This is a genomic window from Methylobacterium sp. 391_Methyba4, assembly GCF_029691625.1.
GTDB classification, from domain to species: Bacteria; Pseudomonadota; Alphaproteobacteria; order Rhizobiales; family Beijerinckiaceae; genus Methylobacterium; species Methylobacterium fujisawaense.
On sequence record NZ_CP121475.1, the window covers coordinates 5430001 to 5451530 of the forward strand.

General features: G+C 72.5%; 18 protein-coding genes (1 of these 18 running past the window's edge). 13 read left to right on the forward strand and 5 right to left on the reverse strand.

Going from position 1 to position 21530, the window contains the following annotated elements; all coding sequences use genetic code 11:
• Positions 1 to 794: the 5' end (the start) of a helicase-related protein gene (locus P9K36_RS25550; RefSeq protein ID WP_043759671.1), read on the reverse strand. It extends 1351 nt beyond the left edge of the window; only the first 794 of its 2145 coding nucleotides appear in the window; it begins with the start codon at positions 792 to 794; the stop codon falls past the left edge of the window.
• A gap of 198 nt (positions 795 to 992) precedes the next feature.
• Positions 993 to 1880 carry a transcriptional regulator GcvA gene (gcvA, locus tag P9K36_RS25555; RefSeq protein WP_043357984.1) on the reverse strand — a complete coding sequence of 296 codons (888 nt, stop codon included), beginning with the start codon at positions 1878 to 1880 and terminating at the stop codon, positions 993 to 995.
• Positions 1881 to 1973: 93 nt separating this feature from the next.
• Between gcvA and P9K36_RS25560 the strand changes: the two genes are divergently transcribed.
• On the forward strand, positions 1974 to 3203 hold the full coding sequence (locus tag P9K36_RS25560) for an MFS transporter (protein WP_043387294.1): 1230 nt from the start codon (positions 1974 to 1976) through the stop codon (positions 3201 to 3203).
• 92 nt (positions 3204 to 3295) lie between these two features.
• Here the strand turns inward: P9K36_RS25560 and P9K36_RS25565 are convergent, their stop codons facing one another.
• Entirely contained in the window at positions 3296 to 5020 is a 1725-nt protein-coding gene (locus P9K36_RS25565) for an adenylate/guanylate cyclase domain-containing protein (RefSeq protein WP_278306204.1), read from the reverse strand.
• 152 nt (positions 5021 to 5172) lie between these two features.
• Here P9K36_RS25565 and P9K36_RS25570 point away from each other — a divergent pair, with 152 nt between their 5' ends.
• The 12 genes from P9K36_RS25570 to P9K36_RS25625 all read left to right on the forward strand — a co-directional run bounded on the left by P9K36_RS25570 (position 5173) and on the right by P9K36_RS25625 (position 16837).
• On the forward strand, positions 5173 to 5757 hold the full coding sequence (locus P9K36_RS25570; RefSeq protein WP_043759675.1) for a DNA-3-methyladenine glycosylase: 585 nt from the start codon (positions 5173 to 5175) through the stop codon (positions 5755 to 5757).
• Between the two features lie 151 nt (positions 5758 to 5908).
• Complete coding sequence (locus tag P9K36_RS25575) at positions 5909 to 7063, forward strand: transporter substrate-binding domain-containing protein (protein ID WP_043387289.1); 1155 nt, start codon at positions 5909 to 5911, stop codon at positions 7061 to 7063.
• Positions 7060 to 7686 carry an ANTAR domain-containing protein gene (locus tag P9K36_RS25580; protein WP_043357993.1) on the forward strand — a complete coding sequence of 209 codons (627 nt, stop codon included), beginning with the start codon at positions 7060 to 7062 and terminating at the stop codon, positions 7684 to 7686. The genes P9K36_RS25575 and P9K36_RS25580 overlap by 4 nt, the downstream gene beginning before the upstream one ends.
• Before the next feature lie 174 nt (positions 7687 to 7860).
• Entirely contained in the window at positions 7861 to 8706 is an 846-nt protein-coding gene (locus P9K36_RS25585) for a nitrilase family protein (RefSeq protein WP_043357995.1), read from the forward strand.
• A 44-nt stretch (positions 8707 to 8750) separates the two neighbouring features.
• Entirely contained in the window at positions 8751 to 9905 is a 1155-nt protein-coding gene (locus P9K36_RS25590) for a substrate-binding protein (RefSeq protein WP_053610619.1), read from the forward strand.
• Between the two features lie 365 nt (positions 9906 to 10270).
• A complete protein-coding gene (locus tag P9K36_RS25595) occupies positions 10271 to 11104 on the forward strand; it encodes a branched-chain amino acid ABC transporter permease (RefSeq protein ID WP_043387286.1) in 834 nt (277 codons plus the stop codon).
• On the forward strand, positions 11097 to 12902 hold the full coding sequence (locus P9K36_RS25600) for an ATP-binding cassette domain-containing protein (protein ID WP_278306205.1): 1806 nt from the start codon (positions 11097 to 11099) through the stop codon (positions 12900 to 12902). Before P9K36_RS25595 ends, P9K36_RS25600 begins: the two co-directional genes overlap by 8 nt.
• Positions 12895 to 13638 (forward strand): ABC transporter ATP-binding protein, encoded by a 744-nt coding sequence (locus P9K36_RS25605; RefSeq protein ID WP_278306206.1) that lies wholly within the window; start codon positions 12895 to 12897, stop codon positions 13636 to 13638. The genes P9K36_RS25600 and P9K36_RS25605 overlap by 8 nt, the downstream gene beginning before the upstream one ends.
• Before the next feature lie 3 nt (positions 13639 to 13641).
• Complete coding sequence (locus tag P9K36_RS25610; protein WP_053610622.1) at positions 13642 to 14586, forward strand: DUF1028 domain-containing protein; 945 nt, start codon at positions 13642 to 13644, stop codon at positions 14584 to 14586.
• Positions 14579 to 15979, forward strand: a complete 1401-nt coding sequence (locus P9K36_RS25615) for an amidase (protein ID WP_278306207.1) — start codon at positions 14579 to 14581, stop codon at positions 15977 to 15979. The genes P9K36_RS25610 and P9K36_RS25615 overlap by 8 nt, the downstream gene beginning before the upstream one ends.
• A 166-nt stretch (positions 15980 to 16145) precedes the next feature.
• Positions 16146 to 16376: a hypothetical protein gene (locus tag P9K36_RS25620; protein ID WP_043358016.1), complete on the forward strand. Its 231-nt coding sequence runs from the start codon at positions 16146 to 16148 to the stop codon at positions 16374 to 16376.
• A gap of 44 nt (positions 16377 to 16420) precedes the next feature.
• On the forward strand, positions 16421 to 16837 hold the full coding sequence (locus tag P9K36_RS25625) for a DUF1236 domain-containing protein (RefSeq protein WP_278306208.1): 417 nt from the start codon (positions 16421 to 16423) through the stop codon (positions 16835 to 16837).
• Positions 16838 to 17241: 404 nt separating this feature from the next.
• Here P9K36_RS25625 and P9K36_RS25630 read toward each other — a convergent pair whose 3' ends face one another.
• Positions 17242 to 20685: a CheR family methyltransferase gene (locus P9K36_RS25630; RefSeq protein WP_278306209.1), complete on the reverse strand. Its 3444-nt coding sequence runs from the start codon at positions 20683 to 20685 to the stop codon at positions 17242 to 17244.
• Complete coding sequence (locus P9K36_RS25635; RefSeq protein ID WP_043387271.1) at positions 20666 to 21226, reverse strand: PAS domain-containing protein; 561 nt, start codon at positions 21224 to 21226, stop codon at positions 20666 to 20668. Before P9K36_RS25635 ends, P9K36_RS25630 begins: the two co-directional genes overlap by 20 nt.
• Positions 21227 to 21530: the final 304 nt, after the last annotated feature.

The following is a 21530-nucleotide window of genomic DNA, read 5'->3' on the forward strand; positions in this document are numbered from 1 at the left end:
AGGTGCTGGAGCGCCGCGTAGGTCTTGCCGGAATTGGTCGGCCCCATGTGGAACAGGATTGTCCGGTTGAGGCGCCGGGCGGCGGTGAAGCGCTCGATATAGGCGCCGAAGCCGACCTGATCGCGCAGGCGGCGCAGGCGCGAGCCCTCGCGGGCCACCGCCTTGGCGTGCCGGCGCACGGGGGTGAGCGTGTCGTTGAGGCCCCGGGCGAGCTTCGGGCCGTAGGTGAACACCCGGGACCGCAGCGACCGGTCCATGTGGGCGATGTAGGCGGCGGCGTCCGCCCCGACCTCGCGCAGGTCGACGAGGAGCTGCGCCCGCAACCGGTCGACCGGCTTGTGCAGGGCCCGGCTGGCCTGGAGCGCCGTGCGCGTCACGGCCTCGCGCAGGGCGTCCAGGCGGTGGGCCGGGTCGTTCCGGGCGGCCATGCGGGCCAGGATCTCGGCCGCCTCCGGCTCCGGCGCGATGTCGAGCCGCAGGTCCAGGCGGCCGTTGTCGAGGAGGGGGATCTCGGTGCGGATCAGCCACGTGATCCGGTGGTCCTTCGTCACCACGGCCCGGAGGTTCGGCACGGCCTTGCGGACCGCCGGGATGCCGGTCTCCGCGAAGGCCCGGGCGGCCTGCATCGCGCGCACGGCGCGGGCGACGCGGTCGTCCTCCACCTCGGCGCCGTATTCGGGCAGTTCGAGATCGGCGAGCAGCCGGTCGAGGTCGACGGCCTCCGGGGACAGGCCGAGCCGCCCGAGGGATTCGATCAGGCTCTCGATCGTCGGGCGGAGACGCTTGCGCGCCATGCGGTCACCTTCGGCAGAAGCGTCTCACGCAAACCCTGACGCGGTCGGGGGCGTTCCGGATCCGATCCATGCGCGGAACCGCGCCCGGACGCCACTCCGAAACCGTCCTTGCGAGCGCAGCGAAGCAATCCAGCGGCGCCACGAACCCCAACGTTGCGCGACACTGGGTTGCTTCGCTGCGCTCGCAAAGACGGGATCTCACGGTTGCCGGGCCGCCTCGGCGAGCCAGCCGCAGAAGGCCCGCACCGCCGGATCCTCCGCCCGGGGCTCCGGGACGTAGGTGTAGTAGCTCCGTGCCGGCAGAGACGGGCCCGCGAAGGGCAGGGTCAGGCGGCCGGCCGCGACGTCGTCGGCGATCAGCCGCTCGGGCCCCATGGCGATCCCGAGCCCGTCGAGGGCGGCCTGGAGGGTCAGGTAGAAATGCTCCAGCGTCACCGAGGCCTGCGGCTCCAGATCGGGCACACCGGCCGCCCGCAGCCAGTCCGGCCAGACCCGCGGGAGCGTCGCCGCGTGCAGCAGGGTGTGCTGTCGGAGCTGCTCGGGCTCTGCGAGGGGGAGGCGCTGCAGCAGGGCCGGGCTGCAGACGGGGATGCGGCGTTCGGACAGGAACGGCTCCGCGCGATGGCCCGGGCGCGTCTCCGGACCACCGCGGATCGCGACATCGAACGGCTCCGCGAGCTGCGCCAGGGGCACGTTGGAGGTCGTCAGCCGGACCTCGATCGCCGGGTTGGCCACCTGGAAGCCGGACAGGCGCGGGATCAGCCAGCGCAGGGTGAAGGTGGCGAGCGCATTCACGTGCAGCAGGCGGGGCCGCCCGCGCTCGACCTGGCGGGCCGTGGCCAGGGCGATCCGGTCGAGGGCGGCGCCGATCTCGGTGGCGTAGGCGACCCCCGCCTCGGTGAGGACCACGCGCCGGTTGTGGCGCGTGAACAGCGGCAGGCCGAGCCAGCCCTCCAGCATCTGCACGTGCCGACTCACCGCGCCGTGGGTGACCCGCAGCTCGTCCGCGGCCCGGGTGAAGCTCCCGTGCCGCGCGGCCGCCTCGAAGGCCTTCAGGGCGTTCAGGGGCGGCAGGCGACGATGCACGGGTCAGGTTTCCTCACGCGAGCGTCAGCATAAGGTGTTTGTCAGCCCCCCGCCAGACCGCCATCCTGGATCGGAACCACGAAGGATGGCTGGATGTCCGTCGCGTCCGTTCCGACCGCGTCTTCCGAAACCGCGTCCCCGCCGGAGGCCCGGCGCACCCTCCTGGCGACCGGGGTCAACCACGCCCTGCACGACGGCTACACGGACCTGATCTACGTGCTGCTGCCGGTCTGGCAGGCGGAGTTCGGCCTCGATTACGTCGCCCTGGCCTTCCTACGGTCGCTCTACAACGGCGCGCTGGCGGCGCTGCAGATGCCGGCGAGCCGCCTTGCCCAGGCCTGGGGCGCCCGCATCGTGCTGGTGCTCGGCACCGGGCTCAGCGCGGCGGGCTACGCGATCGCCGGCGCCTCGGGCGGCCTCGTCGGGCTCGGGGTCGGCCTCCTGCTCGGCGGCGCCGGCAGCAGCACCCAGCATCCCCTGGCCTCGGCGGTGATCGCCCGGGCCTACGGCGCGGCGGCGCGGGGGCCCCTCGGCACCTACAATTTCACCGGCGACCTCGGGAAGGCGGCGGTCCCGCCCCTGGTCGGGCTGCTGCTGACCCTGTCGGGCTGGCGCCACGCCCTCTGGGTGATCGCCGGCGGAGGCGTCCTCGTGGCGGTGCTGGTCGGGCGCCTGCTTCCGCGTGAGCCGCAGTCACGCAGCGCCCAGGCGGCCGCCAAGCGGGCGACCCGCCGGGTCGCGGGCGGATCGCCGCCCGGCGCGGGGTTCGGGCTCCTCGTCGCCATCGGCATGCTCGACAACGCCGCGCGGCCGGCCTTCCTGCTCTACCTGCCGTTCCTGCTGCAGGAGAAGGGTGCGGCGCTGACCACGGTGGGCCTCGCGCTCTCGCTGGTCTTCATCGGCGGCGCCCTCGGCAAGGCGGTGTGCGGGCGCCTCGGGGAACGCCTCGGCGTGACCCGGACCGTGATCCTCACCGAGACCGGGACGGCGCTCGCGATCCTGGCGGTGATCGTCCTGCCCCTGGCCCCCGGGCTGATCCTGCTGCCGCTCCTCGGCGTGATGCTGAACGGCACCTCGTCGGTCCTCTACGGGACGGTGCCGGAACTGGCCCCGGGCGGCCGGGTCGAGCGGGCCTTCGCGGTATTCTACACCTGGACGCTCGGCGGCAGCGCGCTGGCGGCGCCGCTGCTCTACGGACGGCTCGGCGACGCGGCCGGCCCGCACTGGGCGGCGGTGGCGGCGGCCGGGACGGCGCTCGCCGTGGTGCCGCTGATGCTGGCCCTGGCGCCGCGCCTCGGGGCGGCGGACCGGCAACGGGCCTGAGGCGTGGCGGCGGGGCCGGGGGCATGGGAACAGGAGCACGGGGACAGGATCTGCCCGCGGGGACGGCCCGCGCGTCCCGCCCGGACGCCGCCTCAGAGGCGGCCCAGGGTGTTGACCCGGACGGCCTCGGACCGGCCGTCCACCGCGACGTCCCGGATCTGCGCCGGCGCCACGCGGGCCGCCTGATAGACCGCCTCCGACACCACGGCCACGCAGCCGAGGGTCTTGGTCAGGCCCTGGAGGCGGGCGGCGACGTTGACGGTGTCGCCCAGCGCCGTGAAGCGGGCATCGGTGGCGTCGCCCATCTCGCCGACGATGGCGAGGCCCGCATGCACGCCGATCCCGTACCGGAGCGTATGCTCCAGATCGGCCGCCAGCAGCCGGTTCAGGGTGTCGACGGCGTCGGCGATGAGGTCGATCGCCCGCAAGGCGTCCTGGGCGGCCTGCCCGGGCTCCGTCTCCAGGCCGAACAGGGCGAGCAGACCGTCGCCGAGGAACTGGTTGGTCGAGCCGCCGGCCTCCCGCACGGCGTCGCCGACCGCGCCGAGGAAGCGGTTGATGATGAACACCGTGTCGTAGGGCAGGCGCTCCTCGGCGAGCCGGGTCGAGCCGCGCAGGTCGACGAACATCGCCACGATGAAGCGCTCCTCGCCGGATTGCGCCCGGTCGAGCAGGTCGGCCTGGCGCATCCGCGGCTGCGGCGGCAGCAGCGGCACCACGGCCATGTCGGTCTCGGGCCGGAACTGGCAGGCGAGCCGCACCCCCGGACCGGCGGCGATGCGCTCCAGGACCGACCGCTCGGTGCGGCCGGGACTGGGCGCGCCGTCGCTGCCGTCCGTCACCCGGATGCGGCAGGTGGAGCATCGGCCGCGGCCGCCGCAGACGCTGGCATGGGGGATCCGGTTGCGCCGGCTCGCCTCCAGCACGCTGGTGCCCCGGGGGACCCGCACCACCCGCCCGTCCGGATAGCTGAGCCGGATCGTGCCCCGCTTGACCTCGGCGAGGGTCCGCACGCCGCGCGCTGCGACCACCGCCGCCACCAGGCCCGCATAGGTCCCGAGCAGCCCGTCCCGGATGGCCGCGAGCCGCGCGACCTGATCGGGCAGCCCGACATGGACCGGCTGGAGGGCCACCGCCCGCCACGCCGGATCCTGCGCCAGGGTGAGGATCATGCGGCCGCCCTGCGCGAAGCCCAGCAGCGACAGGACCGGGACCAGGACCGCGAGCGCCAGCAGCCAGGGCGCCATGCGCCCGAAGGCGGGCTTCAGCCGCAGCCAGAAATACAGGCCCATGCAGCCGTGGATCCAGGCCAGGACCAGGACCCTGACCTGCAGCAGGCCGAGCGTCGGCGAGGCGATCCAGAAGGCGTAGAGTTCCTGCGCGTAGCCCTTGTCGAGCCCCTCGGTGACGAAGGAGATCCGGGTCGCCGTGATGTGGCTGATGAGGAGCGTCGGGATCAGCAGGCCCGAGACCAGTTGCAGGGCCTCGGAGGGCCGCCAATGGAAGAAGCGGGCCGCGTAGAGCGCCTGGAGCCCGAGCAGCAGATGGAGCACCAGGGCGCCGTAGAGCAGCGTCAGGCCGACGGGATTGAGCCAGACGGCCGTGACGACGTCGAGGCCGTCCTCCATGGCGTCGAGGGAGATGTTGCCCAGGGCGTGGTTGAGCAGGTGGGTCAGCACGTAGCCGAACAGGACCAGGCCGCTGGCCAGCCGGAGGCGCCGCAGGTTCAGGCGGATCCGCGCGGCTTGCGTGGCGGATCGGGGTTGCGCGCCCGCATCGGCGGATCGAAGCGTCGCGATCGAGGCTGTGCGCACCATGCTGGGAGGTCCGAGGAGATCGGTTCTGGGCCCGCCATTCACGGTCCCTCGTACCAGCAAGACTTCCGCCGCGTCCGATTTATTTCCAATCGCCGGCGATCCGTGGAGTCCCGGACGTGAGGATCGCGCGTATCGACCGCGCCGGAGACCCGATGCTGGACACCTTCTTCGCCCGCAGCGCCGCCGCGGTGGCCTTCGACCTGATCGGCGCCCGCCTGTTCGTCGGCGCGGCCGGCGGGATCATCGTCGAGACCGAGGCCTACGACAGCACCGATCCGGCCTCCCACAGCTTCCGCGGCCCGACCCGGCGCAACGCCAGCATGTTCGGGCCGCCGGCCCATGCCTACGTGTATCGCTCCTACGGGATGCACTGGTGCCTGAACCTCGTCTGCGAGCCCGGCAGCGCCGTGCTGCTCCGGGCCCTCGCGCCGACCGAGGGGGTTCCCGCCATGCGGGCGCGCCGCGGCGTGGAGGATCCGCGCCTGCTCTGCGCCGGGCCGGGCCGCCTCTGCCAGGCCCTCGGCGTCACCGACGCGCTGGACGGCGCGCCCCTCGCGGGGGCGCCGTTCCGGTTCGAGCCCCGCGCCGCGGGCGATCCCGGGGCCGTCGAGGTGGTCAGCGACCGGCGCATCGGGATCACCCGCGGCGCCGAGACGCCCTGGCGGTTCCTGCTCGCCGGCTCCCGCTTCGTCAGCCGGCCGGTGCGGCGGGCCGAACCGGGGGCCGGGACCGCCTGAGGATCGCAGCGGCCGGAGCGGGATGTCCGGTCGCGGATCCGGGACGAGCCCGCGCGACCGGGCCGACGCTTCCGCAGGGGGGCGTCCGTCGGGTAGGACGGGGCCGAGGCGCGGGCGATCCGCCGGGCCTGGGCGCGCGCGGGGAGGGGCCATGGCGGCCAAGGATGAAGCGACGTGGCGGGTCGGCGTCCTGTTCTCCCGCAGCGGGGTGAGCGGCATCACCGAGACCGAGCACTTCCTCGGCACCGCGCTCGCGATCGAGGAGATCAACCAGGCCGGCGGCGTGCTGGGCCGCCCGATCGAGCCGGTCTGCTACGACCCCGCCGGCGAGACCGACGCCTACCGCACCCTGGCCCGGCGAATGCTTGCCGAGGACGGGGTCGAGGTGGTGTTCGGCTGCTCGCTCTCGGCGAGCCGGAAATCGGTGCTGTCCACCATGGAGCGGCACAACGGCCTGCTCTGGTACCCGTCGATCTACGAGGGCTTCGAGTACTCGGAGAACATCATCTACACCGGTGCGACCCTCAACCAGAACGTCTTCGCCCTGGCCGACTACCTCCTGCAGGAGCAGGGGCGGCGGATCTTCCTGATCGGGTCCGACTACATCTACCCGCGGGAATCGAACCGGGTCATGCGCGACCTGATCGAGGCGAAGGGCGGGACCATCGTGGGCGAGCTGTACGCGGCCCTCGACGCGGACGACGCGGCCCATGCCGCCATGATCGCGGCGATCCGCGACGCCGCGCCGGACGCGGTCTTCTCCACCGTGGTGGGGCGCGGGGCCGAGCGGCTCTACCGCGCCTACGCGGAATCCGGCATCGACCGCGCCCGCTGCCCGATCGCCAGCCTGACCCTGGCGGAGGGCCAGATCCACGCGATCGGTCCCGAGCACTGCACCGGCCACGTCCTGGCGGCCCCGTATTTCGGGTCCCTTGCGAGCGAGGAGAACCGGCGCTTCGTCGCCGCCTTCCAGGCCCGGTTCGGGCCCGAGCGCCCCACCAGCATGTGGTCGGAGACCGCCTACGCGCAGGTCCATCTCTTCGCCCGGGCGCTCACGGAGGCCGGCACCCTCGACGCCGAGCGCCTCGGCGCGGCGGCCCTGCGCCAGCGCCTCGCGGCGCCGGAGGGCGACCTCGCCTTCGACGGCGAGACGCGGCACATCTGGCTCACGCCGGGCATCGGCGTCGCCCGGGCCGACGGGCAGTTCGACGTGGTCTGGCGGGCGCGCCGGCCCGTGCGGCCCGATCCCTACCTCGCGTGGTCCCGGTTCGAGACGAACTGGCTGGAGGAGGGTCTCGCCGCGTGACCGCCCCCGCCCGCAAGATCCTGGACGACCTGCGGCGCGCCCGCGCCCTCGTCATCCACCCCAAGGACGAGGAGGGCGCCGCGCTGCTGGAGCAGCTCCGTCGCCTCGGCTGCGCGGTCTCCCTGGCGTGGCCGCCGCCCGCCGCCCTGCCCGCCGACATCGACACGCTGTTCATCCAGCTCGACGACGCCCAGGTGATGCACCTGCTGCCGTCGATCGAGGCGCTGGAGCCGGCGGTCATCGCCATCGTGGCCTACGAGAGCCCGACCTCCCTGAAGGCGATCGCCGACGTCAATGCCCACGGCGTGCTCAACAAGCCGCTCCACCCGCGGGGCGTGCTCACCCAGTTCGCCCTGGCCCGCTACCGGCGCGGCTACGAGGGCCGGCTCACCAGCAAGATCAACCGGCTGGAGGAGACCATGAAGGGCCGCCGCACCGTCGAGAAGGCGGTCCGGCTGCTCGTGGACCTGAACCGGATCGACGAGGACGCCGCCTACAAGATGCTCCGGGACCGGGCCACCGCCGCCCGCGTGCCGATGGCCAGCGTGGCCGAGAGCGTGGTCTCGGCCCACGAGGCGATGAGCGGTCTCGGCCTGCGCATCGCGTTGGCGGAAAAGACCTGATCGCAGCAGCCTGCCGCATTTATGGTCTTGCGGTCCGGTTCGGGGCGCGTATCGTAGTCTAACCGGGCAAGGTTGCCCCGCAGCAAGATTGCTGCATGACATCTCGGCTTTGAAGCCTCTGGTTCGCGGATGATCTTGTCCGCGCCCAGGGGCTTTTTGCGTTTTGGAGCTTTCATGATCCAAGCGAACGGTCCTGCGCGCCCGCCGATACGGGTGTCGTGCATCCAGTTCGCGCCGGACTTCGGCGCGGTCGACGCGAATCTGGCGCGGGCCTCCGATCTCGTCCGCGCGGCCGCCGCCGCGGGCAGCCGGCTGATCGTGCTGCCGGAACTCGCCAGCACCGGCTACGTGTTCGAATCCGCCGCGGAGGCCGCCGCCCTGGCCGAGCCGGTGCCGGAGGGCCCGACCACCCGGGCCTGGGCGGCGCTGGCCGCGGAACTCGGCGTGCACATCGTGGCGGGGATCGCCGAATCCGCCGGCGACGTCCTCTACAACGCCGCCGTGATCGTCGGGCCGGAGGGCTATATCGGCACCTACCGCAAGGCGCATCTCTGGGACCAGGAGAACGTGTTCTTCGCCAGGGGCGACCTCGGCTTCCCCGTCTTCGACACGGCGCTGGGCAAGGTCGGCGTCGCCATCTGCTACGACGGCTGGTTCCCCGAGACCTTCCGGCAGCTGGCGCTCGGGGGCGCCGAGATCGTCTGCATCCCGACCAACTGGGTGCCGATGCCCGACCAGCCCGCGGGCGAGGCCGCCATGGCCAACACCCTGCACCGGGCCGCCGCCCACGTGAACGGCCTCTTCATCGCCTGCGCCGACCGGGTCGGCACCGAGCGCGGCCAGCCCTTCGAGGGGCAGAGCCTGATCGTCGGCCCCAAGGGCTGGCCACTCGCCGGCCCGGCGAGCCGCGACCGGACCGAGACCCTCTCGGCGCTGGTCGATCTCGACGCGGCCGGCCGCAAGGACCTGAACCGGTTCAATTCGCTCCTGCGCGACCGCCGCACCGACATCTACGGCTGAGCCGAGATCCGTAACCCTTCCCGTCCGTCCCAAGGAGTTCGTTCATGGTGAAATGGTCCCTCGCCGGCGCCGCGGCGCTCGCCCTCGCCGCCACGGCCGCGCAGGCCGCCGACGGCAAGCCGATCGTCATCGGCATCCCGATCGGCCTGTCGGGCGCCAACAGCGTCGTCGCCCCCTCGGTGGTGCAGTCGGCCGAACTCGCCGTGGAGGAGATCAACGCCAAGGGCGGCGTGCTCGGCCGCAAGCTCGTCCTCGAGGTCGCCGACGACGCCTCCGGGGCGGCGGGCGCCCAGAAGGCCTTCGACAGCCTGATCTACCAGAAGAAGGTCGACGTCCTGATCTCCATGGAGACGAGCGCGGCGCGCAATGCCGGCCTGCCCGCCGTCACCAAGGGGAAGGTGCCGTACATCTACACCTCGTTCTACGAGGGCCATTCCTGCAACAAGAACATGTTCGTGGACGCCTGGGTGCCGGAGCAGCAGGTTCCGCCGGTGGTGGACGCCTTCAAGGCGCAGGGTGCCAAGACCTACTTCCTGATCGGCAGCGACTACGCCTTCGGCCGCGGCATGCTGGGCTTCGCCAAGAGCTACGTCGAGAAGACCGGCGGCAAGGTTCTCGGCGAGGAATACCTGCCGATGGACGGCAGCGACTGGACCGCGATCATCTCCAAGCTGAAGGAGGCCAAGCCCGACGCGCTGATCACCTCGACGGCGGGCGGCGCGCCGAACGTGACGCTGACGAAGCAGCTGCGCGGCGCCGGCGTGACGCTGCCCTTCGCCAACCTCGCGCTGGACGAGGGCACCGCCAAGAGCATGGGCGCGGACGCCGAGGGCGTCTACCTCTCGGCCTCCTACGTCACCGGGATCGACAGCCCGGAGAACAAGGCGTTCCTGGCGGCGATGCAGAAGAAGTTCGGCGCGGAGCTGCGCACGCCGAACGACCTCTCGGTGCCGGAATACGAGGCGATCTACCTCTACAAAGCCGCGGTCGAGAAGGCGGGCGGGACCGAGACCGCCAAGGTGCTGGAGGCGCTGCCGACGGTAAGCTTCACCGGGCCGCGGGGCACGATCACCATGAGCAAGCAGCACCACGCGCCGCTGACCATGTATCTCGGCCAGATCCAGAAGGACGGCACCGTGAAGGTCGCCGGCACCTTCAAGGACGTCGATCCCGGCGAGCAGTGCCCGAAGCTGCAATGAGGGGCGGGGCGCGACGCCTCCCTCTCCCCGCCCGGCGACGATGGCCGCCCGTCCGAGGCGGACACCGACGCCGCTGAACGAGCGCGACGCGCCCCCTCTCCCGTGCGGGAGAGGGTTGGGGTGAGGGATCGGAGGTTTCGGGATCGCGCGCCCCATCGCCGCGCGGTCAAGGTCGAGACTCTCTTGGAGAGGCCGCATCCCTCACCCTGTCCCTCTCCCGCACGGGAGAGGGGACCCGCGCCCGATCCTGAATCCGCGTTGCCAAAGCAGATGCGTGGATCGGCAGGCCCGCACAGGGGCGCTCATTGCGCCGGGCCTCTGCCGCTTTCGCCTCGTGATGACGGTCCTTCAACCGGAACTCCCCGATGCTGCTCACCCTCGACATCCTGACCACCGCGGCGATCCTGTTCATCGTCTCGATCGGCCTCCTGGCGATCTTCGGCGTGCTCAAGATCATCAACTTCGCCCACGGGGCGTGGCTGACGGTCGGCGCCTATTGCGCGGTGGTGACCGCCAAGCTCGGGCTGAATCCCTGGCTGGCGCTGCCGCTGGCCTTCGCGGTCGGCGCGGCGCTCGGCGGTCTCGCCGAGCACTTCATCATCCGCCCGCTCTACCGGCGGCCGCTCGACGCGATCCTGGCCACCTGGGGGCTCGGCATCGTGGTCGGGCAGCTCATCACCCTGGCCTTCGGCCGGGACGTCCAGCTCACCCCGAACCTGCTGGCGGGCACCGTCGAGATCCTCGGCGTCGACTATTCCGCCTACCGCCTCGTGGCTCTGGGCATCGCGCTGGCGATCGGCACCCTGTTCGCGCTGACCATCGAGCGGACCCGGCTCGGGCTCTCGGCCCGGGCGGTGATCATGAACGAGACCCTGGCGCGCAGCCTCGGCATCGACACGGGGCGCGTGCGCCTCGTCGTGTTCATGATCGGCGCGGGGTTCGCGGCGCTCGCCGGCGTCCTGCTGACGCCGCTCACCAGCGTCGATCCGAACATGGGCGTCGCCTGGCTGATCGGCGCCTTCATGCTGGTGATGGTCGCCGACGCCTCGTACCTGGCGCTCGCGGCGGCCTGCCTCGTCTTCGGGGCCGCGCAGGTCCTGATCAGCACCTTCGTGAGCCCGATCCTCGGCAGCATCGCCATCGCGGTGCTCGCCGCCCTCGTGCTGCGGATCAGCCCGAAAGGTTTCTCCCGTGCTTGAGACCCTGCCCGTCACCGAGCGCGCCGCCGCGGCCCCCCGCCGGCGGCGCCTGTCCCGCGCGGCGCCCGTCGTGGTCGCAATCCTGGCGGCGCTCGCCCTCTGGATCGCGCCGCTCGTCCTCGACACCTTCGCGGTCAACGTCCTGACCCGGTCGATGATCTACGCGGTGCTGGCCGTCACGGTGGACCTGCTCTGGGGCTTCGCGGGGATCCTGACCTTCGGGCAGGCGGCCTTCTTCGGCGTCGGCGCCTACGCCACCGCGATGATCCTCACCGCCTACGGGGCGACGCCCCTGGGGATCGCCGCGGCGGTCGCGGCGGCGCTCGTCGCGCCGGCCCTGCTCGGCCTCGCGGTCGGCTGGCTGTCCTTCTACCACCGCTCGACCCCGCTCTACGCCTCGGTGATCTCGCTGGTCGTCCCGATCGTCGTGGTGCAGCTGATCTACGCGGGCGGCGAATGGACCGGCTCCAGCAGCGGCCTCGTCGGATTCGACGTGCTGCCCTTCGAGAGCGAGGGCTATTTCCGCCTCGCGGCCCTGTTCCTGATCGTCGTCACCCTGGCGGCCTGGATCCTGGTCCGGGCCGATGCGGGCCGCGCCCTCGTGGCGCTGCGGGACAACGAGGCGCGCTGCGCCTATCTCGGCCTCAACCCGCGGCGCCTGCAGATCCGGCTGACCGCGGCTCTGGCCGCCGTCGCGGGGATCGCGGGCTTCCTGTTCGCCAACGCCTCGGGCGTGGTCGCGCCCGAGAATGCCGGCTTCCTGTTCGGCACCGAGCTGGTGATCTGGGTGGCGCTCGGCGGCCGCGGCACGCTGCTCGGCCCGGTGCTCGGCACCATCGCCATCGACTACCTCGCGGCGAACCTGTCCGGCGACCTGCCGTTCCTCTGGCAGCTCCTCCTGGGCACGGCCTTCGTGGCCATCATCATCCTGCTGCCGGGCGGCCTCGCCGACCTCGTCGGCCGCCTCTGGCGGGCGCTCCCGATGGGCCGGCGGGAACCCGCGCCGCCGCGCCTCGTCGCGCGGGCGGCCGATCCGGATGCGGCCGCCTCCGCGACCCCCATCCTCACGGTCGAGAACCTCGCCAAGGCCTACGGTGCCCTGACGGTGCTGGAGGGCATCGACCTGGAGATCCGGGCGGGCGAACTCGTCAGCCTCGTCGGGCCCAACGGCGCCGGCAAGACCACGCTGATGCGCTGCCTCAGCGACGGCACCGAGCCCTTCACGGGGGCGATCGCCATCGGCGGCACCCCGATCACCGGGCTGACGCCGAACCGCATCGTCGGCCTCGGGGTCGGGCGCAAGTTCCAGGTGGCGAGCGTGTTCGAGAGCCTGTCGGTGGCCGATTGCCTCCGGCTCGCCCGGGCATCCCATGACGGCCTGAGCCCGGTCGGGCAGGCGGAGACGCTGGGCCTGCCGCAGGCGGCCCTCGACGTCCTGCGCATGACCGGCCTCGACCGCCTGCTGACCCGGCCGACCCGCCTCCTGTCCCACGGCCAGAAGCAGGCGCTCGAACTCGCCATGGTGGTGGCGCTGGAGCCGCGGCTGATCCTGCTGGACGAGCCCACCGCCGGCCTGACCAAGGCCGAGCGCACCACCATCGGGACCGTGCTCAAGGCGCTCACCGCCGGGGGAAGGATCGCCGCCGTGCTGGTCGAGCACGACCTCGACTTCGTGCGCGAGATCTCGTCGCGGATCGTGGTGCTGCACCAGGGCCGCCTCGTTCTCGACGGCACGGTGGAGGACGTCGTCGGCTCCGAGCTGGTCCGGACCATCTATTCGGGAGGTGCCCATGGCTGAGGCAGCGGCTGAGGCAGTGCGGCGGAGCGAGCCGGCGGGCGCCGCCCTCGCCCTGGAGGGGGTGTCGAGCGGCTACGGAGCGGTCTCGATCGTGAAGGGCGTGTCCCTGTCGGTGGCGCCGGGGGAGATCGTGGCGCTGCTGGGCAAGAACGGCATGGGCAAGACCACGCTGCTCAAGACCATCCTGGGCATGGTCGCCCTGCGGGGCGGCGCGATCACCGTCGGGGGACAGGCGCTCGGCGGCCTGTCGCCCGCCCGGCTCGTGGCGCTCGGCGTCGGCTACGCGCCGCAGGAGCAGCCCCTGTTCCAGGACCTGTCGATCCGCGACAACCTGCGCCTCGCGGTCCCCTCCGACCGGATGCTGCCGGAGGCGCTGGAGCGGCTGTTCGGTCATTTCCCGTTCCTGAAGGACCGGCTGGCCCAGCGGGCCGGCACCCTCTCGGGGGGCGAGCAGAAGATGCTGATCCTCGGGCGCGCCCTGATGCTGCGCCCGCGCCTGCTCCTCATCGACGAGATCTCCGAGGGCGTGCAGCCCTCCATGGTCGAGCGCCTGCGCGGCGTGCTCGACGCCGAGCGGGCGGCGGGCGTGTCCATGCTGGTGGTGGAGCAGCACGTCGCCTTCGCGCTGGCGCTGGCCGACCGCTACGCCGTCCTCAAGCTCGGCGAGATCGTCGACAGCGGCCCCGCCAAGGCGCCGGACGCGCAGGCGCGCGTCATCGGCCATCTGGCGGTGTGAGCCATGAGCGAACTCAACACCTTCTCGATCGCCGCCCGCTGCCCGCGGACCGGGCAGCTCGGCGTCGCGGTGGCGAGCGCCGTCCCGGCGGTGGGCGGGCTTTGCCCCTACATCCGCGCCGGGATCGGGGCCGTCACCACCCAGTCCTGGGTGAACCCCTACCTCGCCGCCCGCATCCTCGACGGGCTGGCCGGCGGGCAGGGCCCCGACGCCGCCCTGGCGGCGGCGCTCGCCACCGACGACCGGCCGGACCTGCGCCAGCTCGGCCTCGTCGATGCGCGCGGGACCGGCGCGGCCTGGACCGGCGCCGGCTGCACGGACGCCGCCGGACACCGCACCGGGGCCGGCTACGCCGTGCAGGGCAACATGCTCGCCGGGACCGGCGTGATCGACGCCATGGCGGAGGCCTTCGCGGGGAGCGCCGCCTGCGACCTCGACGAGCGGCTCATGCGGGCGCTGGAGGCCGGCGATGCGGCCGGCGGCGACAAGCGCGGCAAGCAATCGGCGGCCCTCAGGATCGTCGCCGGCGAGGATTACCCGCTCCTCGACCTGCGGGTCGACGAGCACGCCGAGCCCGTCGCCGAGCTGCGCCGCGTCCTGGCCATCGCCCGGCGGCAGCTCGTGCCGTTCGTGGCCGGCATGCCCCGGAAGCACGGCCCGGCCGGCGCCCTGCCGGACGACGTCGTGGCGATGCTCCTGAAAGCGCCCGCCGAGCGGCCGGGCGCTGCGGCCGATGGCGGGTCCGCCGATGCGCCCGATCTCCTGCGCGACGTCATCGGCCTGCGCCAGGAGCCCGGGCGGGTCGCGCACCTGCTGAGGCAGTTCGCGCCGGTGCTCGCCGAGATCGCCCGGCTCCGCGACCTCGACCTCGCGGACATCCATCCGCCGGTCGTCTTCGATCCGACCTTACCGTACCGCCGGGGGCCCCATGACGACCGCCGTGACTGACGCCCTCTGGCCGTTGCCGATCACCGAGCTCGCGCGGCGGATCGCGGCGCGGGAGCTGTCGAGCGCCGACCTCGTCGGCGCCAGCCTCGACCGGATCGCGCGCCTCGACGGCGCCCTGAACAGCTTCGTCCACCTCTCGTCCGCGGCCCTCGACGCCGCGCGCGCGGCCGATGCCGAGATCGCCCGGTCCGGCCCGCGGGGCCCGCTGCACGGCATCCCGATCGCCATCAAGGACAACTACACCACGGCCGACATGCCGACCCGGGCGGGTACCGCCGTGGAGGCCCTGACCTTCCCGGCGGCCGACAGCCACGCGGTGGCGCGGCTTCGGGCGGCCGGCGCGGTGATCCTCGGCAAGCTGCGCATGCACGAATTCGCCTGGGGCATGGTCACGCCGCCGACCCGCAATCCCTGGGACCTCGACCGGGTGCCCGGCGGCTCCAGCGGCGGCTCCGGCGCCGCGGTCGCGGCCCGCCTCTGCCCGGCCGCCCTCGGCTCGGACACGGGCGGCTCGATCCGGATCCCGGCCGCCCTGTGCGGGGTCGTCGGCCTCAAGCCGACCTACGGCCGGATCGGCCGGTCGGGGATCGTCCCGCATTCCTGGTCCCTCGACCATGCCGGGCCGCTGACCCTGACGGTGGCCGATTCCGCCCTGATGCTGCAGGCGCTCGCCGGCCCGGATGCCGGCGATCCCGCCGCCAGCGCGGCGCCGGTCCCCGACTACACGGCCGGGCTGGACCGGCCGATCCGGGGCCTGCGCGTCGCGGTGATCCGCAACCACTTCTTCGACGCGGTCGACGAGGACGTCGCCGCCGCAATCGAGGGGGCGCTCCGCTTCCTCGCCGACCGGGGCTGCACGGTCCGCGACGTCGCGGTGCCGTCCCTGCGCCACGGCCTCGGGGCCATCTACGCCATCGAGCTCGCCTCCTCGACCGCCTATCACGACCGCAGCCTCGCCCAGGGCCACGTGGCGGGCTTTGCCGCCGACGTCCGCGACCTCGTGGAGATGGGCCGGCTCGTGACCGGGCCGGACTACCTGCGCGCCGAGCAGGTGCGGGCCCTGATCATGGACGAGATGGCCGCCGTCCTGGCGGAGGCCGACGTGATCGTCGGCCCGGCCTCGCCCTTGACCGCGTGGCGGACGGACGAGTCCGCGGTGTCGCTCGGCGGCCGCGCGGAAAGCGTGCTGGCGGCCTCCTGGCGGCTGACCTACCCGTTCAACCTCACGGGCCTGCCCGCGATCGCGCTGCCCTGCGGCTTCGACCGGCGCGGCCTGCCGATCAGCCTCCAGATCGCCGGCCGGCCCTTCGCCGAAGCCGAGATCCTGCGCGTGGCGCACCAGTACGAGCGGGCGCACGATTGGTGGCGCCGGGTGCCGCCCCTGGCCGGCTGACGCGGCGCGCCGGTCCTGCGCAGCTGAACCGGCCCGTTGCGATCGATTGCACGCAACCAATACCGCCTCTCATCGCAAATAGCCGCGCGCTGTACAGAGCGATGCGTGTGGAACCCTTTTTCCGCAGTTGCCGTTGCTGGGTTCGATTGAAACCAGGAGGCTACCAATGCGCAACATCATTCTCTCGGGTGCCCTGTTCGCGGCCCTGTGCGGCGCGGCGAGCGCCGAGGAGACCACGGTCATCCGCCGCGACGGGCCCGCCGTCGTCGACCACCGCGACACCGTCGTCGAGAAGCGCGAGGTCACCACCGGCACCGTCGATTGCGGTTCCAAGACCGTCCACAAGGAGGACGGCATGGGCAACTCCAAGACCGTCCACAAGGAAGGCTGCAACTGAGCCTCCGCGGCCCGTAACGCCCTGACGAGCCTGGAGATCTCAGCATGACCAACAAGCTTCTTCTGTCGCTGGCGACGGCCGGCCTCCTCGCCCTTCCGGTGGCCGCCCAGGCGCAGGGCACCCTGCGGGGCGCGGCCGAGGGTGCGGCGGTCGGCGCCGATGCGGCCGGCCCGGTCGGCGGCATCGTCGGCGGCGCCGTGGGCGCGGCCACCGGCACGGTGGGCGGCATCCTCGGGGTCGACGACCGTCCCCGGTTCCGCAGCTACGTCCGCGACCGCGGCGTGCGCTCGTACAGCTGGGGCGGCCCGGTCCGGGTCGGCGCCGTGCTGCCGGAGGACAGCGTGACCTACTACGACGTACCCGACGAGTACCGGGTGCGTCCGGGCTACCGCTACACCATCGTGAACGACCAGCCCGTCCTGGTCGATCGCGGCCACCGCATCGTCGAGGTCATCGACTGATCGGAGGGGCGCCGGGATCCCGGTGCCCCGCCAGGCAGGACGGCCCGTCCGGCATCGCCGCGGCGGGCCGTTTCGCGTCTGCAGGGCGCGGCCCGAGACGAGAGGACGAAGGACGCGCGGGCATGGGTGCGGGCACGGGCGCTGGAGACGAGGCGCGACGGACCCCCCTCTCCCGAGCGCAAGAGGGCTGGGGTGAGGGACGAGAAGGATCAGGATCGAGCGCCCCGTCGCCGGTCAGTCGAGGTCGAGACTTTCTCGGTAAGGCCGCACCCCTCACCCTGTCCCTCTCCCGCACGGGCGAGGGGACCCGCGCCCGGTCCTGAAGCCGCGTTGCCGACACGGATGGATGGATCCGACGGGCCGCCGCGAGCGTGCGGCCGGTAGCGGAGGGATCGGCTCGCGCCTCACCCCCGCGTCAGCGCCAGTTCCGGCAGGTGCAGGGTGATCCGGTAGGCGGACGCGTCGTGGCTGCGCGTCACGGTCGCTTCGAGCTGGCGCAGGGACATCTCCACCAGCAGGGTCCCGAAGCCCCGGCCCGGCCGCGGTTCGGCCACGCGGGCCATGCGCTCGCACCATTCGAGGACGAGCCCCTCTTCCTGGCGGTCCCAGGTGACGGACAGCGCGCCGTCGTCGGACCCGAGCGCGCCGTATTTCACCGAGTTCGTCGCCCATTCGTGCAGGATCATCGCCAGCGACGAGACGTGCCGCCAGTTGATCGCCACGAGGGGCCCCTCGATCACCGTGGGGACGTGATCGCGGTACGGGCGCAGGGTCGCGCCGATCAGGCCCGCGAGGTCGCTCATGCCCTGGCCGTCGGAGGGATCGGCCAGGGAATGTGCCCGCCCGAGGGCCGAGATGCGGTCGCGCATGTCGGTGGCGAAGACGCCGATCTCCCGGTGCGTGCGGGCCCCCGCCGAGATCATGCCGCCGATGATCGCGAACAGGTTCTTCACCCGGTGGTTCATCTCCCGCAGCATCAGGTCGCGGGTCTCGGCGAGCGCGTATTCGGGCGAGACGTCGATGCAGACGCCGACGATCCGCTTCCGGTCGCCGCTCCGGGTCAGGCGCCCGTAGCTGCGGATGTGCCGCAGCGCGTGATCGGCGACGCGCACGCGGATGCGCGCCTCGAACTCGTCCAGGCCGTGCGCCGCTTCGGCGAGGGCCGCCTCGAAGCCGGGACGGTCCTCGGGCAGCACGCTGGCCGCCAGGGCGGCGGTGGGGTGCGGCGTGTCGGGAGTCAGGCCGAAGATCGTGCCGGCGGTGCTGTCGACCACGATGGTCCCGGCATCGGGGCTGTATTCCCAGACGCCGATGCCTCCGGCCTTCACGGCCAGTTCCAGCCGCTCCCGCTCTGCGGCGAGCTGGCGCTCCAGGGACAAGGCCTCGGTGATGTCGGTGAGCACCAGGGTGGCGCCGTCGACGCTGCCGTTCTGCAGGCGGTAGGGCAGCACCCGCAGGGAGAGCGTCCGGTCCCCATCCCGGGTGGCGACGCGCCGCTGGATCACCGAGCCGCCGGCGCAGACCTCCTGGGCGTCATGCAGGTATTCTAGGCCGGCGAGCCGGCTCGACACGTCGGCGAGGGGACGTCCCCGGTCGGCCGGCTGCAGCGGGAAGATCGCCGTGGCGGCCGTGGTGAAGCTGCGCACCTTCAGGGCGCGGTCCAGCACGACCACGGCGAGATCGGTGGATTCGAAGAAGTTGCGCAGATCGGCATTGGCGATGGTGAGCTGCTCGACCTTGGTCTTCAGCTCGTCGTTGACCGTGGACAGCTCCTCGTTCGTCGACTGGAGCTCCTCGTTCATCGACATCATTTCTTCGTTGGAGCTCTTCAGCTCCTCGTTCGTCGTCTCCAGCTCCTCGACGGTGGAGCGGAGCTTGTAGCGCGTGCGCAGCAGCTCCTCCTCCAGCGCCTCGACGTGGTCGCCGCCGGCATCCATCTCGATCAGGTCGAGATCGTCCGCAGCCCGGAAGGCGCCGGTGTCGCGCAGGACGAGCAGCATCGAGCCGTCGGGCAGGGGATCGCAGATCAGCTCCACCGGCTGGACGCCGTATTCCGAGCGGATCTCCACGTCGCGGACGACCACGCGCTTGCGCACGTCCCGGGTCTGGCGGAGCAGCGGCCCGATCACGTCACGCAGGCCCGGACGGGCCAGGGTGATCGCGCTGCTGCCGCCGGTCCGCGTGACCGGGAAGTCGAAGTAGCGGCTCAGGCGCCCGTAGGCGGCGATGATGCCGCCATCCTCGTTGAGCACCATGCTGGGCGGGGCGTAGCGCTCCATGACGCGGCGCACCGCGACGGTCTCGTCGGCGATCGAGGGCTCGCCGCGGCGCTCCTCGCGCGCTCCGCGCCGGGTCTCGCCGCGCCGGGCGCTCCCGGGCAGGTCGATCGGGTATTGCGGCGCGCCCGGCGGCCGCTCGAACAGGCGGGCGTGCTGGTCGATGACCGGGAAGAGGTGCTCGAACCGGCTGACGCTCTCCGAAGGCCCGAGGAACAGGTAGCCCCCGGGCCGGACCGCGTAGTGGAACAGCGGCACCACCGATTGCTGGAGGCGCTCGTCGAAATAGATCAGCAGGTTGCGGCAGGACAGGAGGTCGACCCGCGAGAAGGGCGGGTCCTTGACCAGGCTGTGGCTGGAGAAGCGGATCAGGTCGCGGATCTCGGCCGCGATGGTGAAGCGCTCGGCATGGGGGACGACGTAGCGCTCCCGCAGATGCGCCGGGATGTCGGCGAGCGCGGCGGCCGGGTAGGTCGCCTCCCGGGCGATCTGGAGCATGCGCTCGTCGATGTCGGTGGCGAAGATCTGGACCGCCGGCGGCAGGCCGAGGCGGCGGGCGGCGTCGGCGAACAGCATGGCGATGCTGTAGGCCTCCTCGCCGCTGGAGCAGCCCGGGATCCAGACCCGGATGTCCTCCTCGGGGTCGCGGGTGCGCAGCAGGGGCTCCACCGCGCGCTCCCGGAGGAGCTCGAACAGCTCGGCGTCGCGGAAGAAGCGGGTGACGTTGATGAGGAGGTCGCGGAACAGCGCCTCGCACTCGGTCTTGTCCGCCCGGACGCGGCCGAGATAGGCCCGGCCGGACTCGAGCCCGAGGACGTGCATGCGCCGCTCGACCCGCCGGACCAGGGTGGTCCGCTTGTAGCCGGAGAAGTCGTGGCCCACCGTCGCGCGGATGACCCGGCAGAGGTCGTCGACGGCGTCGTTGCCCCGGCGGCGGAAGAAGCTCGTGAGGCAGTCCACGATCTCCCCCGGCGGCCGCACGAAGTCGACGAGGCTGGTGCCGACCGCCGAGAGCGGCATGCCGTCGTAGCGGGCGGTGTCGGGCTGCTGCACCACGCAGACGCCGCCATGCTCCTTGATGGCCCGCAGGCCGGTCGTGCCGTCGGCCCCCGTGCCCGACAGGATCACGCAGGCGGCGTTGGCCTGCTGGTCGACCGCGAGCGACAGGAAGAAGTCGTCGATCGGCCGGCGCAGGCCCCGCGGCTGGACGAAGTGGGTGAGTTCGAGGACGCCGTTCTGGATGACGAGGCCCCGCCCGGGCGGGATGATGTAGACCTTGTCGCCCGCGATCCGCTCCCCGCCCTCGCACTGGAGCACCTCCAGCTCGGTCTGCCGGTCGAGGAGCTGTGCCAGCATGCTCTCGTGGTTGGGGTCGAGGTGCTGGACGATGACGAAGGCCATGCCGGTCGGCGGCCGGGCGCGCGCCAGCATCTCCCGCAGGGCCTCGAGTCCGCCCGCCGAGGCGCCGATTCCCACGACGGGTCCGGCGAAGGGCGGGGCCGTCACCGTCCCGGCGCCGTCCAGGATCTCCGAGGCCTCGCCTCCGGGGGCGTTATGGAAATCCTGGTGCATCGAGATCCGCGAGCGTGAGCTTGGCCTGCGCGACCGTGGCGACCGTGTTGGCGATCGTCATCAGCGAGCCCTCGATGACGAGCCCACTCTCCGCAAGCGTCGGGGTCAGCCGGCTCAAGGTCCGGCCGAGTTCGGTATCGTAGGCGGAAAGCAACTCGGGTTGCGAGCGGCTGACATCGAATTGGGATGCGAAAAGAAAGCGCACCTCGCCCGAGATCGCCTTCAGTTTGGACATGTACAGCAGATTGACGAAAGGCTTTCCGTCCTTGCGGAAATTCAGGATCGGCGTGCGCACGGAGTCCTGCCGGTCGTTCTCCAGGAAGGCGTGGATCTTGGCCCGCGCCTCCCGGTTGTCGGCGTCGCGCTGGAGGAGGCGGCAATTGCGCCCGACGACCTCCGCGCCCGTATAGCCGGTGAGCTGGTGGAACCGCGCGTTCACCAGGAGCAGGACGTTGTCGTCGGTCGCCGCGGCCAGCGCCAGGGCGATGTGGGATTTCTCGAAGAAGGTGCTGAGTTCGGCCGGGATGGTCTGCGTGTCCACGGTAGCTTCCCTGTCGCCTCCGTTCGGCGCGGCCCGGCCGGTCGCCCCGCGTTCGCGCTGCCGGCCTCGGCGCGGGTCGACATTCCTGACGCGCAACCGCGGCTGCCGCTCTCCAATTCGGGCACCGCGCTGAGGCCGTCCTCATGGGCGCGTCGGATCGGTATGGCAATGACGCCCGACCCCGCCCGCCCGTTCCGCGCGGGCCTGCCGCACCCCGTGTCCGGCGGGGGCACCGACGTTCCGCCGGGCGCCGCCCGGTCCGGCCCGACCGCACCGCCCCGGATGCGGCCGCCTGGCGCCCGAC

Bases quoted from the DNA above. Each gene is read 5' to 3' on its own strand.
- P9K36_RS25560 (WP_043387294.1), top strand. From the start codon at position 1,974: ATGTCCGTCGCGTCCGTTCCGACCGCGTCTTCCGAAACCGCGTCCCCG.
- P9K36_RS25620 (WP_043358016.1), top strand. From the start codon at position 16,146: ATGCGCAACATCATTCTCTCGGGTGCCCTGTTCGCGGCCCTGTGCGGC.
- P9K36_RS25575 (WP_043387289.1), top strand. From the start codon at position 5,909: ATGGCGGCCAAGGATGAAGCGACGTGGCGGGTCGGCGTCCTGTTCTCC.
- P9K36_RS25605 (WP_278306206.1), top strand. From the start codon at position 12,895: ATGGCTGAGGCAGCGGCTGAGGCAGTGCGGCGGAGCGAGCCGGCGGGC.
- P9K36_RS25630 (WP_278306209.1), bottom strand. From the start codon at position 20,685: ATGCACCAGGATTTCCATAACGCCCCCGGAGGCGAGGCCTCGGAGATC.
- P9K36_RS25565 (WP_278306204.1), bottom strand. From the start codon at position 5,020: ATGGTGCGCACAGCCTCGATCGCGACGCTTCGATCCGCCGATGCGGGC.
- P9K36_RS25590 (WP_053610619.1), top strand. From the start codon at position 8,751: ATGGTGAAATGGTCCCTCGCCGGCGCCGCGGCGCTCGCCCTCGCCGCC.
- P9K36_RS25610 (WP_053610622.1), top strand. From the start codon at position 13,642: ATGAGCGAACTCAACACCTTCTCGATCGCCGCCCGCTGCCCGCGGACC.
- P9K36_RS25595 (WP_043387286.1), top strand. From the start codon at position 10,271: ATGCTGCTCACCCTCGACATCCTGACCACCGCGGCGATCCTGTTCATC.
- P9K36_RS25585 (WP_043357995.1), top strand. From the start codon at position 7,861: ATGATCCAAGCGAACGGTCCTGCGCGCCCGCCGATACGGGTGTCGTGC.
- P9K36_RS25625 (WP_278306208.1), top strand. From the start codon at position 16,421: ATGACCAACAAGCTTCTTCTGTCGCTGGCGACGGCCGGCCTCCTCGCC.
- P9K36_RS25570 (WP_043759675.1), top strand. From the start codon at position 5,173: ATGCTGGACACCTTCTTCGCCCGCAGCGCCGCCGCGGTGGCCTTCGAC.